This is a genomic window from Streptomyces sp. NPDC052064 (assembly GCF_055585925.1).
In genome coordinates, this window is record NZ_JBVJJE010000008.1 from 335,423 (window position 1) to 350,240 (window position 14,818).

The 14,818-nt window shown below is 70.9% G+C and carries 8 protein-coding genes and 1 pseudogene; 8 read left to right on the forward strand and 1 reads right to left on the reverse strand.

Features of this window, described 5'->3' with window-relative positions; genetic code table 11:
- Positions 1–9: 9 nt before the first annotated feature.
- The 4 genes and pseudogenes from ACZ6TU_RS23475 to ACZ6TU_RS23490 all read left to right on the forward strand — a co-directional run.
- A pseudogene (locus ACZ6TU_RS23475) lies at positions 10–240 on the forward strand (ABC transporter ATP-binding protein); the annotation flags it as partial.
- Between the two features lie 170 nt (positions 241–410).
- Positions 411–2,471, forward strand: coding sequence for a M4 family metallopeptidase (locus ACZ6TU_RS23480; protein WP_467676712.1), 2,061 nt, complete (start codon positions 411–413; stop codon positions 2,469–2,471).
- 209 nt (positions 2,472–2,680) lie between these two features.
- Entirely contained in the window at positions 2,681–4,333 is a 1,653-nt protein-coding gene (locus ACZ6TU_RS23485; protein WP_467676711.1) for a M4 family metallopeptidase, read from the forward strand.
- Positions 4,334–4,396: 63 nt separating this feature from the next.
- Positions 4,397–4,930 carry a DUF1990 family protein gene (locus ACZ6TU_RS23490; protein ID WP_467676709.1) on the forward strand — a complete coding sequence of 178 codons (534 nt, stop codon included), beginning with the start codon at positions 4,397–4,399 and terminating at the stop codon, positions 4,928–4,930.
- Positions 4,931–5,005: 75 nt separating this feature from the next.
- On the opposite strand, the gene ACZ6TU_RS23495 is transcribed toward ACZ6TU_RS23490, so the two are convergent.
- A complete protein-coding gene (locus ACZ6TU_RS23495; protein ID WP_469550772.1) occupies positions 5,006–7,627 on the reverse strand; it encodes a glycosyltransferase family 1 protein in 2,622 nt (873 codons plus the stop codon).
- 289 nt (positions 7,628–7,916) lie between these two features.
- Between ACZ6TU_RS23495 and ACZ6TU_RS23500 the strand changes: the two genes are divergently transcribed.
- The 4 genes from ACZ6TU_RS23500 to ACZ6TU_RS23515 all read left to right on the forward strand — a co-directional run bounded on the left by ACZ6TU_RS23500 (position 7,917) and on the right by ACZ6TU_RS23515 (position 14,798).
- Positions 7,917–9,119 carry a S8 family peptidase gene (locus ACZ6TU_RS23500; RefSeq protein WP_469550775.1) on the forward strand — a complete coding sequence of 401 codons (1,203 nt, stop codon included), beginning with the start codon at positions 7,917–7,919 and terminating at the stop codon, positions 9,117–9,119.
- Positions 9,120–9,334: 215 nt separating this feature from the next.
- On the forward strand, positions 9,335–11,458 hold the full coding sequence (locus ACZ6TU_RS23505; RefSeq protein ID WP_469550778.1) for an alpha-1,4-glucan--maltose-1-phosphate maltosyltransferase: 2,124 nt from the start codon (positions 9,335–9,337) through the stop codon (positions 11,456–11,458).
- A complete protein-coding gene (gene treS / locus ACZ6TU_RS23510) occupies positions 11,455–13,155 on the forward strand; it encodes a maltose alpha-D-glucosyltransferase (RefSeq protein ID WP_469550781.1) in 1,701 nt (566 codons plus the stop codon). Before ACZ6TU_RS23505 ends, treS begins: the two co-directional genes overlap by 4 nt.
- A gap of 200 nt (positions 13,156–13,355) precedes the next feature.
- A complete protein-coding gene (locus ACZ6TU_RS23515) occupies positions 13,356–14,798 on the forward strand; it encodes a maltokinase N-terminal cap-like domain-containing protein (protein ID WP_467681149.1) in 1,443 nt (480 codons plus the stop codon).
- Positions 14,799–14,818 lie beyond the last annotated feature (20 nt).

Consider the following 14,818-nt stretch of genomic DNA (forward strand, 5'->3'; position numbering starts at 1 on the left):
GGCGGTGCGGCCCGGCACACCGAGCGCGCCCTGGCCGCCGTGCTCGAAGGGCGCACCGTCATCGCCGTCGCGCACCGGCTGCACACCGCGCACGACGCCGACCGGGTGGCGGTGATGGAGGACGGCAGGCTGACCGAACTCGGCACGCACGACGAGCTGGTGGCGGCCGGCGGGGCCTACGCGGCGCTGTGGCACTCCTGGCACGGGGACCTGCCGGACGACCGCGAAGCGTCCGTATAGCGAACATGAACTTCCGGTCAACGAACCGTTTCCGGCCATACTGTTGACGCGCTCCTGACAGAAAGCGCACTCCCCTGCCACGCTTCCCACGACTGCTCCACAGCAACCCCACAGCAACACCTCCACCTCCCCAGGCCGGGCGACCCCCGGTCCCGCAGAAGGAGTCAGTGTTGAGAAGCAGTTCCTCGCGAAGAAGCACCTCTCACAGACGCACTCCCCACACCCCCCGCCGCACCGCGGCCGTGGCCCTCGCCGGCGTCGCCGCGCTGATCGCCGCCGCCGTGCAGAGCGGCACCGCCACCGCTGCCCCGGAGAAGGCACCGTCGGCCGCGAGCAAGGCGAACCCCGGCTCGGAGTCGGTCGAGCTCACCCCCGCCCAGCGCGCCGCGCTGATCCGCGAGGCCGACGCCGGCAGGGCCGAGACGGCGAAGGACCTCGGCCTCGGCGCCAAGGAGAAGCTGGTCGTACGCGACGTCCTCAAGGACCGCGACGGCACCGTGCACACGCGCTACGAGCGCACCTACGACGGCCTGCCGGTCCTCGGCGGCGACCTGGTCGTGGAGAGCACGAAGGCGGACGCCACCGCGGCCGTCGTGAAGGCAAGCCGCCCCGCGATCAAGCCGGCCACGACGAAGGCCTCGGTATCCACCGCGAAGGCCCGGCAGCAGGCCCTGGCCGCGGGGAAGGCCGAGAACGCCAAGAGCCCGGCCGTCAACCGGGAGCCCCGGAAGGTGATCTGGGCCGCGAACGGCAAACCGGTCGTGGCGTACGAGACGGTCGTCGGCGGTTTCCAGCACGACGGCACCCCGCAGGAGCTGCACGTCGTCACCGACGCCACCACCGGCGAGAAGCTCTACGAGTGGGAGGCCATCGAGACCGGCACCGGCAACACGGTGTACTCCGGCACGGTCGACCTCACCACCACGCAGTCCGGTTCGACGTACAGCCTCACCGACGGCGCCCGCGGCAACCACAAGACGTACAACCTGAACCGCGGCACCTCCGGCACCGGCACGCTCTTCTCCGGCTCCGACGACATCTGGGGCAACGGCACCCCCTCCAACCTGGAGTCGGCCGCCGCCGATGCCCACTACGGCGCCGCCCTGACGTGGGACTACTACAAGAACGTGCACGGCCGCAGCGGCATCCGCGGCGACGGCGTGGGCGCCTACTCGCGCGTCCACTACGGCAACAACTACGTCAACGCGTTCTGGTCGGACAGCTGCTTCTGCATGACGTACGGCGACGGCTCGGGCAACGCGAACCCGCTGACGTCGATCGACGTGGCCGCGCACGAGATGACCCACGGGCTCACCTCCAACACCGCGGGTCTCAACTACAGCGGCGAGTCCGGCGGCCTGAACGAGGCGACCTCCGACATCTTCGGCTCGACCGTCGAGTTCTACGCGAAGAACTCCTCCGACGTCGGTGACTACCTCATCGGCGAGGAGATCGACATCAACGGCGACGGCACCCCGCTGCGCTACATGGACAAGCCCAGCCAGGACGGTTCGTCCAAGGACGCCTGGTACTCCGGCATCGGCTCGATCGACGTGCACTACTCCTCGGGCCCCGCGAACCACTTCTTCTACCTGCTGAGCGAGGGCAGCGGCACCAAGACCATCAACGGTGTCACCTACGACTCGCCCACCTCGGACGGGCTTCCGGTCACCGGCATCGGCCGGGACAAGGCGGAGAAGATCTGGTTCCGCGCGCTGACCACCAAGTTCACCTCGACCACCAACTACGCGGGCGCCCGTACCGGCACCCTCGCGGCGACCGGTGAGCTCTACGGCACCGACAGCGCCGAGTACAAGGCGGTCCAGGACGCGTGGGCGGGCGTGAACGTCGGCGCCCGCTCCGGTGGCGGAGGCGGGGGCGGTACGTCCTTCGAGAACACCGCCGACGTGGCGATCCCGGACCGGGGCGCCGCGGTCACGTCGTCGGTCACCGTCTCCGGCCGGACGGGCAACGCGCCCTCCAACCTCCAGGTCGCCGTGGACATCGTCCACACCTACATCGGCGACCTCCAGGTGCAGCTCGTCGCCCCCGACGGCACGGCGTACACGCTGAAGGGCTACGGCACCGGCGGCAGCGCGGACGACATCGACACCACGTACACGGTGAACGCTTCCTCCGAGCCCGCCAACGGCGTCTGGCAGCTGCGGGTCCAGGACAACGCGGCCCGCGACACCGGACACATCAACAGCTGGAAGCTCACCTTCCCGTAGGCCCGTTCGCGGTCTGCCCAGGGCAGGGCGCCGCCCCGGTGGGTTCGACTCCCCCGGGGCGGCGCCCGCTTCGTGTGTCCGGGCGTACACCTCGTCGTCGATTTCCGGCCAACATCACGCGTGCCTCTGACATGTACGCGCCTCAGATGCCACTCTTCCCCCACCCGCCGCACAGCACCCCAGCACTTCCCCCACATCTAGGAGCTTGTGTGTCCACCCCTCTCTACGCGCGTCACAAGCGCACCACGCTCGCCATCGCCACCGCCGTCGCGGCCGGGGCCCTGCTGACCACCGGTCTGACCTCCGGCAGCAGCGTCGCCGCCGACTCCTCCGCCGCCGGCAAGCCGGCCCTCGCCGCCGCACCCGTCCTGCTGACCGCGCCCGCCCGCACGGCCCTCATCAAGGAGCAGCAGGCGGACGCCACCGGGACCGCCGACGAGATAGGCCTCGGCGCACAGGAGAAGCTGGTCGTCAGGGACGTCGTGAAGGACGCCGACGGCACGGTCCACACCCGCTACGAGCGCACCTACGCGGGCCTGCCGGTCCTCGGCGGCGACCTCGTCGTGCACGAGTCGAAATCCGGCGAGACCAAGGGCGTCACCAGAGCGACGAAGGCCGCCCTGAAGGTCGACTCGCTCAAGCCCGCGGTCACCGCCGCCAAGGCCGAGAAGCAGGCCGTGACGCTCGCCAAGGCGGCCGGCTCGGAGAAGACCGAGGCGAACTCCACGCCCCGGAAGGTGATCTGGGCGGCCGACGGCAAGCCCACCCTCGCCTACGAGACGGTCGTCGGCGGCCTCCAGGAGGACGGCACCCCGAACGAGCTGCACGTCATCACCGACGCCGCCACCGGCAAGAAGCTCTACGAGTACCAGGGCATCGAGACCGGCACGGGCAACACCACCTACAGCGGCAAGGTCACCCTCGGCACCACGAAGTCCGGGTCGTCGTACACCCTGTCGGACGGCACGCGCGGCGGCAACAAGACGTACAACCTCAACCGCGGCACCTCCGGCACCGGCACGCTCTTCTCCGGCTCCGACGACATCTGGGGCAACGGCAACCCCTCCAACCTGGAGACCGCCGCCGCCGACGCCCACTACGGCGCCCAGATCACCTGGGACTTCTACAAGAACACCTTCGGCCGCAACGGCATCCGCAACGACGGCAAGGCCGCCTACTCGCGCGTCCACTACGGCAACAACTTCAACAACGCCTTCTGGTCGGACAGCTGCTTCTGCATGACCTACGGCGACGGCTCGGGCAACACCCACCCGCTGACCTCGCTCGACGTGGCCGCCCACGAGATGAGCCACGGCCTGACGTCGGCCACGGCGCGCCTCAACTACAGCGGCGAGTCCGGCGGCCTGAACGAGGCGACCAGCGACATCTTCGCCGCGGGCGCGGAGTTCTACGCCAACAACTCCTCCGACGTCGGTGACTACCTCGTCGGCGAGAAGATCGACATCAACGGCGACGGCACCCCGCTGCGCTACATGGACAAGCCCAGCAAGGACGGCGACTCCGCGGACGCGTGGTCCTCCAGCCTCGGCAGCATGGACGTCCACTACTCCTCCGGTCCCGCCAACCACTTCTTCTACCTGCTGTCCGAGGGCAGCGGCTCGAAGACCATCAACGGCGTGACCTACAACTCGCCGACGTCCAACGGCTCCACGGTCACCGGCATCGGCCGCACCAAGGCGCTCCAGGTCTGGTACAAGGCGCTGACGACCTACATGACGTCGACGACCAAGTACGCGGGCGCCCGCACGGCGACCCTGAACGCGGCCTCGGCGCTGTACGGCGCGTCCAGCACCGAGTACAAGGCGGTCGCGGCCGCCTGGTCCGCCGTCAACGTGGGCTGACCTTCAGCACGGCAGAGGGCGGTACCCGGAGCGAAGGCACATCCGGGTACCGCCCTACTCTTGGTGACCGTGTCTCATCCGGATCCGAAAGACTTCACCTACGCCGACGTCGGCGCCACGCGCGACGAGGGCTTCTGCCCGCCGGGCTTCCACCCCATGAACGTGCGCACCCGCCTCGGGGAGGGCGAGGAGGTCTTCCGCCGGGCCTCGGAGGCGGTGCTCACCTGGGAGATGCACCGGACCCTGGGCGTCGGCATAGACGCCGGCGCGGACCGGGCCGCCCCCGGCATCGACGTCACCGTCACCCTCGCCGGGATCAAGGCCCCCTGCCGTGTGGTGTGGACGGTCGAGGAACCCCGCCGCGCCGGCTGGGCCTACGGCACGTTGGCCGGCCACCCCGAGTGCGGCGAGGAGTCCTTCGTGGTCGACCGTACGGGGGACGGCACGGTCTGGCTGACGGTGAACGCGTTCAGCCGCGCAGCCAAGTGGTACGCGAAGGCGGGCGGGCCGGCGACCAGGGGGTTCCAGCACGCGTACGCACGCAGGTGCGGCACCGTCCTACGGAACCTGGCAACGCAGGGTGGTGAGTTCGCCTGAGGGACGCGGGGCTGTGTCGATCTGCGGCTCCGCCGCGTGGGCGCGACCAGCCCCCGCGCACCCCCAGACGGCAGCTCACCGCATCAACAACCCCGCAGCCTCCACCAGTTCCTCAGAGGGCCCGGCCACCAGACCCAGCTCCGCACCAGAGGCCAAAAGCCGATGCGCGGGAAGGATCCGCACCGTATACCCAAAAGGCCCGGTGCGATCCAGAGACAAGGGCCCCTCATACACCCAGCGCCCGTCCTGGTCGGGAGACCCCACCGGCTTCAGCGGCACAGCCGACGCGTCGGCAATGCGATCCTCCTCGTCCACCCGCCCCGCAACCACCTGAACCTCGACGTCATCAGGCCCGAGCGCACCGAGCCCCACCCGCACCCGCAACCCCAGCGTCGTACCGAGCTCCGCCAGCGCCGCCGACGCAGACGTCTCCACATGGTCGACGGTGACCCCCGGCCACGCCGCCCGCACCCGGCCCTTCCACTCGGCGAGCTCCCGCGCCGCGTCCGGATCCATGGACCGGTGGGCGAGCGCCGCCGGCGTGTAGAGCCGCTCGACGTACTCGCGGACCATGCGCCCGGCCAGCACCTTGGGCCCGAGCAGGCTCAAGGTCTGGCGGACCATCTCGATCCAGCGGTCGGGCAGCCCGCTCTGCCCGCCGCGCTCGTAGAAGCGCGGCGTCACCCGCTGCTCCAGCAGGTCGTACAGCGCCGCGGCCTCTATGTCGTCGCGGTGGTCCGGATCGGTCCCCACACCGTCGGCCGTGGGGATGGCCCAGCCGAAGTCGGACTGGAACCACTCGTCCCACCAGCCGTCCAGGACGGACAGATTCAGACAGCCGTTGAGCGCCGCCTTCATCCCGGACGTGCCGCAGGCCTCCAGCGGGCGCAGAGGGTTGTTCAGCCAGATGTCGCACCCCGGGTACAGCTTCTGCGCCATGCCCATGCCGTAGTCCGGCAGGAACACGATCCGGTGCCGTACCCGCGGATCGTCCGCGAACCGCACCAGCTCCTGCACCAGCCGCTTCCCGCCGTCGTCCGCGGGATGCGCCTTGCCCGCCACGACGATCTGGATCGGCCGCTCGGGATGCAGCAGCAGCTCCATCAGCCGGTCGCGGTCGCGCAGCATCAGCGTCAGGCGCTTGTACGACGGGACGCGCCGGGCGAAGCCGATGGTGAGGACGTCCGGGTCGAGCACGCCGTCGATCCACCCCAGCTCGGCCGTGCCGGCCCCGCGCTGCCGCCAGGATGCCCGCAGCCGCTCCCGCACCTCCGTCACGAGCTGCTCGCGCAGCCCCCGCCGCAGCTCCCAGATGTCCTGGTCGGAGATGTCCGCCACCGCGTCCCAGCGGTCCGGGCCGCCGACGGTCAGCGCGTCCTCGGCGCGGTGGACGCCGATCTGCCGGGCGCCGAGCCGGAACACCTCCGGGGCGACCCAGGTCGGCGCGTGCACCCCGTTGGTCACGGACGTGATCGGCACCTCGTCGGGGTCGAATCCGGGCCACAGGCCGGAGAACATCTCGCGGCTGACGTTGCCGTGCAGCAGGGAGACGCCGTTGGCGCGCTGGGCGAGGCGCAGGCCCATCACGGCCATGTTGAACAGGTTGGGCTCCCCGCCGGGGTAGGTCTCCATGCCGAGCCTGAGGACGCGCTCGACGTCGATGCGGGGCAGCTCGGCGTCGGGGCCGAAGTGGCGGGCGACCAGCTCGCGGTCGAAGCGGTCGATGCCGGCCGGGACGGGGGTGTGCGTGGTGAAGACGGTCCCGGCGCGGACCGCCTCCAGCGCCGAGTCGAAGTCCAGGCCCTCGGCGCAGAGCTCGGCGATCCGCTCCAGGCCGAGGAACCCGGCGTGTCCCTCGTTCGTGTGGAACACCTCCGGCTCGGGGTGCCTGGTCAGCCGGCAGTACGTGCGCACCGCCCGGACCCCTCCTATGCCGAGCAGCATCTCCTGGAGCAGCCGGTGCTCGCTGCCGCCGCCGTAGAGGCGGTCGGTCACGCCGCGCTCGCCGAGGTCGTTCTCCTCGACGTCCGAGTCCAGCATCAGCAGCGGGACCCGGCCGACCTGCGCCAGCCAGATCCGGGCGTGCAGCTGCTTGCCACCGGGCAGGGCGAGGGCGACCTGGGCGGGGGAGCCGTCGGCCTCCTCCAGGAGGGCCACGGGCAGCTCGTTGGGGTCGAGGACGGGGTAGTGCTCCTGCTGCCAGCCGTCCCGGGACAGGGTCTGGCGGAAGTAGCCGTGCCGGTAGAGCAGACCGACGCCGATCAGCGGGACGCCGAGGTCGCTGGCCGCCTTCAGGTGGTCGCCTGCCAGGATGCCGAGGCCGCCGGAGTACTGCGGCAGGGCGGCCGTGATGCCGAACTCGGGTGAGAAGTAGGCGATCGCGGCGGGGAGTTCGTCGGGCTGGGCCTGGTACCAGCGCTCGCCGGTCATGTAGTCGTTCAGATCGCCCGCGACCGCGGCGAGGCGGCGCAGGAAGCGGCGGTCTCCGGCCAGGTCCGCGAGCCGCGCGGGCGGCACGCTGCCCAGCAGCCGGACCGGGTCGCCGCCCGAGGCGGCCCAGCGCTCGGGGTCGACGGACTCGAACAGGTCACGGGTCTCCACATGCCACGACCAGCGCAGATTGCGGGCCAGACCACTGAGCGGCCGGAGGGGTTCGGGGAGAACGGGTCGGACGGTGAATCGACGGATCGCCTTCACTGGTTCCACCTCGGCGCGTTCGCAGGATGACGCAGGGTTCTGACACAGGGCTTCATCGACGTCACCTACGACAGTACCGGCGTCGGTGCCGCCGCCGCTGAAGCTCCGCCCCTCGACCCTCGATCGGCCGGAACCGCCCCCTCCACGGATATGGCCGATTCCGCCCCCGTAGGCGTCCTTGTGGCGCTTCACACGCCACGAGAGGCTGCCCCTGGCGTACCGGCCCGCGCCTGCCGCACGCGGTGCTGCGCGGCAGCCGTACGCCGAGTCGAGGAGGGGAACTCGGACCATGGCACGGACGCGCACACGGCGTCTGCGCTGGACGGGGGGCCTGGCGGCGGCGATCTGTGCCGCGGCGTTTTCGGCCATCACCCTGCCCGCGCACGCCGTACCGGAGGGGCGGATACTCGGCGCCGGACAACCCGGCTCCGTGGACGGAAGTTACCTGGTGACACTGAAGGAGGGCACACGGGCTCCGTCGGCGGCCGGGAGGGCCCTCGCCGAGAAGTACGGGGTGAACATCAGCCACACCTACGGCACCGTCCTGAACGGCTACGCGATCAGGACCGACGCGAGACGGGCCGGGCGGCTCGCCGCCGACCCCCGGGTCGCCTCGGTCGTCCAGGACACCCGCGTGCGGCTGGACCGCACACGGCCCGAGCCGCCCTCCTGGGGGCTGGACCGCGTCGACCAGCCGAGTCTGCCGCTGGACCGGAGCTACACCTGGCCCGCGTCGGCGGGCGCCGGAGTGACCGTGTACGTGATCGACACCGGCGTCAGGACCACGCACCAGGACTTCGGCGGCCGGGCGGGCCACGGCTGGGACTTCGTCGGGAACGACAAGGTCGCGTCGGACGCCAACGGCCACGGCACGCACGTCGCCGGCACGGTCTCCGGGAAGACCCACGGTGTCGCCAAGCGGGCCCGCGTCGTCTCGGTACGCGTCCTCGACGCCGCGGGCGGTGGTACCACGGCCCGGGTGATCGCCGGGATCGACTGGGTGACCCGGCACGCGAAGAAGCCCGCCGTCGCCAACCTCAGCCTGGGCGGCCCGCGCAACGACCGGCTGGACGCCGCCGTCCGCGCCTCCATCGCCGCCGGCGTCACCTACACGGTCGCCGCGGGCAACGACGGCAGGCCGGCCGGCCTGTACTCCCCCGGGAGCGTCAAGCAGGCGATCACGGTCGGCGCGACCGACCGGAGGGATGCGAAACCGGCCTTCTCCAACCACGGCCCGGCCCTCGATCTCTTCGCGCCGGGCGTGCACATCACCGCGGCGTCCGCCGCGAACGACACCGCACGGGCCACGTTCTCGGGTACCTCGATGGCGGCACCGCACGCCGCGGGCGCGGCCGCGCTGTATCTGGCCGACCACCCGAGGGCGGCTCCGGCCCAGGTCGGAAGGGCCCTGACCACGGGAGCGGCGACCGGGAAGATCTCCGGCCGGGGTCCCGGTTCGCCGGACAGGTTACTGCGGGTGCCGCACGCCTAGGGCGAAGGAGCAGCCACGCGAAGGGGCCGGCCTCGTCCGCCGCGGACGAGGCCGGTCTTGTGTGTCGACATACGCGTGAGTAGTTAACAAAGTGCCGGATTGCCCACCCGAATAGGGTGGGAAGGCTCCTCCGGGTACCCCTCTCAGGAGCACCATGCAGGACCCACCTCCCCACAGACATCCGCCCACCCACGTTGACGCGGACAGGAGCGGTCATGCCCGCCAAGCACCATTCGCCAGCACCCCCCAACCGCCGCACCACCGGGGCGCGCGCGCCCGGCGGCGAAGCACGCCCCGCGCGCCCGGCCGATGCCGGTCCGCCGGTCCCGCAGCCACCCCTCGTGGGCGACGCGACCGCCGTCGGGCGCATACCCGTTCTCGATGTCCGCCCGGTCGTCCAGCGCGGACGCCGGCCGGCCAAGGCCGTGACCGGCGAGACCTTCGAGATCTCGGCGACCGTGTTCCGGGAGGGGCACGACGCGGTCGCCGCCAATGTCGTCCTGAGGGACCCCGAGGGCCGCCCCGGCCCGTGGACGCCGATGCGTGAGCTGGCCCCCGGGACGGACCGGTGGGGCGCCGAGGTCGCCGCCGGAGAGCCCGGTCTGTGGACGTTCACCGTGGAGGCGTGGGGCGACCCCGTCAGCACCTGGCGCCATCACGCGCAGATCAAGATCCCGGCGGGCATGGACACGGACGTCGTCCTGGAGGAGGGTGCGCGCCTGCACGAGAGGGCGGCCGCCGGTGTGCCCGAGGAAGGGGGCCGACGGGCCGTGATTCTCGCGGCCGTCGAATCCCTGCGGGACGAGAACCGCCCGGCTGCGGCGCGGCTGGCGGCGGCGCTGACGCCGGAGGTGGACGAGGTCCTGGCCCGGCATCCGCTGCGGGACCTGCTCACCACCTCCGAGCCGCTGCCCCTGCTCGTCGAGCGGGAGCGGGCGCTGTACGGCTCCTGGTACGAGTTCTTCCCGCGCTCGGAGGGCACCCGGCAGCAGCCGCACGGCACCTTCCGCACCGCCGCCCGCCGGTTGCCGGCGATCGCGGCGATGGGCTTCGACGTGGTCTACCTGCCCCCGATCCACCCGATCGGCACGACCTTCCGCAAGGGGAGGAACAACACCCTCTCCCCCGGCCCCGACGACGTCGGCGTGCCCTGGGCGATCGGCTCGCCCGAGGGCGGCCACGACGCCGTGCACCCCGCCCTGGGCACCCTGGAGGACTTCACCTGGTTCGTGGACCGGGCCCGCGACCTGGGGCTGGAGATCGCGCTGGACTTCGCGTTGCAGTGCTCCCCGGACCACCCCTGGGTGCACAAACACCCCGAGTGGTTCCACCACCGCCCGGACGGCACCATCGCCTACGCGGAGAACCCGCCCAAGAAGTACCAGGACATCTACCCCATCGCCTTCGACGCCGACCTGGACGGCCTGATCGCCGAGACCTGCCGGGTGCTGCGGCACTGGATGGACTGCGGCGTGCGGATCTTCCGGGTGGACAATCCGCACACCAAGCCGGTCGTCTTCTGGGAGCGGGTCATCGCGGACATCAACCGCACCGACCCCGACGTGATCTTCCTGGCCGAGGCGTTCACCCGCCCGGCGATGATGCACACCCTCGCCCAGATCGGCTTCCAGCAGTCCTACACGTACTTCACCTGGCGCAACTCCAAAGAGGAGCTGACCGAATACCTCACGGAGCTGTCGGGGGAGGCCGCCTCCTACATGCGGCCGAACTTCTTCGCCAACACTCCCGACATCCTGCACGCCTACCTCCAGCACGGCGGCCGCCCCGCCTTCGAGGTCCGGGCCGTCCTCGCCGCCACGCTGTCGCCGACCTGGGGCATCTACTCCGGCTACGAGCTGTGCGAGAACACCCCGCTCAGGGAGGGCGGCGAGGAGTACCTCGACTCGGAGAAGTACCAGCTCAGGCACCGCGACTGGGCGGCTGCCGAGCGCGAGGGACGCACCATCACCCCGCTGCTGACCAGGCTCAACACCATCCGGCGGGAGAACCCGGCCCTCCAGCAGCTGCGCGACCTCCACTTCCACCACGCGGACCAGGAAGCGGTGATCGCCTATTCGAAACGGCAGGGTTCGAACACGGTTCTGGTGGTCGCCAACCTCGACCCGCACCACACCCAGGAGGCCACGGTCTCGTTGGACATGCCGCAACTCGGCCTGGACTGGCACGAGTCGGTGCCGGTGCGCGACGAGCTCACCGGCGAGACCTATCACTGGGGCAGGGCCAACTATGTGCGCCTCGAACCGGGCCATAGGCCCGCGCATGTCTTCTCGGTTCTGCGACCGTCCACCCCGCAGATCGGAGGGTCACCCACAACATGATCGTCAACGAACCCGTGCCGGACACCTTCGAGGACACTCCCGCCAGGGACCGGGACCCGGAGTGGTTCAAGCGCGCCGTCTTCTACGAGGTGCTCGTCCGCTCGTTCCAGGACAGCAACGGTGACGGCGTCGGTGACCTGAAGGGCCTGACCGCCAAACTCGACTACCTCCAGTGGCTCGGCGTCGACTGCCTGTGGCTGCCCCCGTTCTTCAAGTCGCCCCTGCGCGACGGCGGCTACGACGTCTCCGACTACACCGCCGTGCTGCCGGAGTTCGGTGACCTGGCCGACTTCGTGGAGTTCGTCGACGCCGCCCACCAACGCGGCATGCGCGTGATCATCGACTTCGTCATGAACCACACCAGCGACCAGCACCCCTGGTTCCAGGAGTCGAGGAAGGACCCCGACGGGCCCTACGGCGACTACTACGTGTGGGCCGACGACGACAAGCAGTATCCGGGCGCCCGGATCATCTTCGTCGACACCGAGGCCTCCAACTGGACCTTCGACCCGGTCCGCAAGCAGTACTACTGGCACCGGTTCTTCTCCCACCAGCCGGACCTCAACTACGAGAACCCGGCCGTGCAGGAGGAGATGATCTCCGCGCTGAAGTTCTGGCTGGACCTGGGCATCGACGGATTCCGGCTGGACGCGGTGCCGTACCTGTACCAGGAGGAGGGCACGAACTGCGAGAACCTCCCGGCGACGCACGACTTCCTGAAGCGGGTGCGCAAGGAGATCGACGCGCAGTACCCGGACACCGTGCTGCTCGCCGAGGCCAACCAGTGGCCCGAGGACGTCGTCGACTACTTCGGCGACTATCCGAGCGGCGGCGACGAGTGCCACATGGCCTTCCACTTCCCCGTCATGCCGCGCATCTTCATGGCCGTACGACGGGAATCCCGCTATCCGGTCTCCGAGATCCTGGCCAAGACCCCGGCCATCCCCTCGGGCTGCCAGTGGGGCATCTTCCTGCGCAACCACGACGAGCTGACGCTCGAAATGGTCACCGACGAAGAGCGCGACTACATGTGGGCCGAGTACGCCAAGGACCCACGGATGCGCGCCAACATCGGCATCCGCAGGCGCCTCGCCCCGCTGCTGGACAACGACCGCAACCAGATCGAGCTGTTCACCGCCCTGCTGCTGTCGCTGCCGGGCTCGCCGATCCTGTACTACGGCGACGAGATCGGCATGGGCGACAACATCTGGCTCGGCGACCGGGACGCGGTGCGCACGCCGATGCAGTGGACCCCGGACCGCAACGCCGGGTTCTCCTCGTCCGATCCGGGACGGCTGTTCCTCCCCACGATCATGGACCCGGTCTACGGCTACCAGGTCACGAACGTCGAGGCGTCCATGGCCTCGCCGTCGTCCCTGCTGCACTGGACCCGCCGCATGATCGAGATCCGCAAGCAGAACCCTGCCTTCGGCCTCGGCTCGTACACCGAGCTGCCGTCGACGAACCCGGCGGTGCTGGCCTTCCTACGGGAGTACGAGGACGACCTGGTGCTGTGCGTGAACAACTTCTCGCGTTTCGCGCAGCCCACGGAGCTGGATCTGAGCGCCTTCGAGGGGCGGCACCCGGTGGAGCTGTTCGGCGGGGTCCGTTTCCCGGCGATCGGCGAGCTGCCGTATCTGCTGACCCTCGGGGGCCACGGTTTCTACTGGTTCCGGCTCCGCCGGGACGCCCTGTGAGGCCTGAGACGGCCTGAGACGGCCTGACTCGGCCTGAATTACGGGGCGGGACGCAAACCCCCGTGGCGGGGCGTTTCTCCCGCCCCGCCCGGGGCACGCATCAGTAACACCCCGCCCACCCGCGTGAGCCGGAGGGGCGCCGCCGGCACCTGCTGAAGGCCCCGGAGGCGCACCAATCATGGGTGAAAGGACGCGACGCCATGTCGGAAGCCGTCACACGCACCGTCACCACCCCGCCCGGCCTCCTTGCCTCCCTCGATCCGCTGCTGCGGGAGTGGCTGCCGCGGCAGCGCTGGTTCGCGGGCAAAGGACGTCCGGTCACCGGATTCACGCTGGTCGACGCCACCGAGCTGCTCCCGGCCACAGGCAAGCTCGGCCTGTACCACCTGCTCGTCCGCGCCCATCAGCCGCTCGTGCCGTCCCATGGCGCGCCCGGCCATCCCGGCGACTGCTACCAACTGCTGATAGGCGTGCGCGAGGCGTTGCCGCCTCGGCTGGCGCCCGCGCTGATCGGACACCTGTCGACGGGGCCGCTGGCCGGACGGACGGTCTACGACGCCCTGCACGACGCCAGGCCCGCCGAGCTGCTCCTGGAGGCGCTGCGCACCCAGGCCCGGATCGGCGGGCTCCGCTTCGAGCGGGACCTTGCCCAGGACATCCGGCCCGGTCTGGTGCCGCGCCTGGTGACCGCGGAACAGTCCAACTCGTCGATCGTCTACGGAGATACGTTCATCCTGAAGCTGTTGCGCCGGATAGTGCCCGGGGTCAACCCGGACCTGGAGCTGCCGCTGGCGCTGGCGCGCGAGGGCTGCCCCCGGGTGCCCGCGCCGACGGCCTGGATGGTCGCGGACGTCGATCCCACGGCGGACCCGGTGATCTCGGGAGGTCCGGCCGACCTGGCCGGCCAGCCGTATGTGCTGGGCGTGCTCCAGCCGTTCGTGCAGGGCGCCTCCGACGGCTGGGAGCTGGCGCTGCGCGAGCTGGCCAAGGGCGAGGACTTCGGCGCCGAGGCGCGGGCGCTGGGGCGGGCCACCGCCGAGGTGCACACCGCGCTGGCCCGGGCGCTGCCGACGGCCACGCTCGGTCACATGCAGCTCCAGCTCATGGTGGACGGCATGATCGAGCGGCTGGAGGCGGCCGTCCAGGCTGTGCCCGCGCTGCGGCCGTACGCCGACGGGCTGCGGTCGGCGTTCGCGGCGCTGGGCGATCTGGCCGCCGAGGGCCGCACCTGGACCGCGCAGCGTGTGCACGGCGATCTGCACCTCGGGCAGTGCCTGCGCTCGCCGGCCGGCGAGTGGTGGCTGATCGACTTCGAGGGTGAGCCGGCCCGGCCGCTGGCCGAGCGGCGCATGCCGCAGCCGGCGGTGCGGGACGTCGCAGGCATGCTGCGGTCCTTCGACTACGCGGCACGCTCGGCCGATCCGCCCCAGCCGGACTGGGCCGAGACCTGCCGGTCCGCCTACTGCTCCGGGTACGCGGAGGCCTCCGGCCTCGATCCGCGCACCGACCCGGTGCTGCTGCGCGCCTACGAGACGGACAAGGCGATCTACGAGGTGGTGTACGAGGCCCGGCACCGCCCCGACTGGCTGCCGGTGCCCCTGGCCGCCATAGACCGCCTCGCCTCGTCCGGCCACCTGACCTGACTGACCCACCTGCGCCCTGG

What these genes read in the sequence shown, in the direction of transcription:
- ACZ6TU_RS23500 (WP_469550775.1), top strand. Translation starts at nt 7,917, where the DNA reads ATGGCACGGACGCGCACACGGCGTCTGCGCTGGACGGGGGGCCTGGCG.
- ACZ6TU_RS23505 (WP_469550778.1), top strand. Translation starts at nt 9,335, where the DNA reads ATGCCCGCCAAGCACCATTCGCCAGCACCCCCCAACCGCCGCACCACC.
- treS (WP_469550781.1), top strand. Translation starts at nt 11,455, where the DNA reads ATGATCGTCAACGAACCCGTGCCGGACACCTTCGAGGACACTCCCGCC.
- ACZ6TU_RS23515 (WP_467681149.1), top strand. Translation starts at nt 13,356, where the DNA reads ATGTCGGAAGCCGTCACACGCACCGTCACCACCCCGCCCGGCCTCCTT.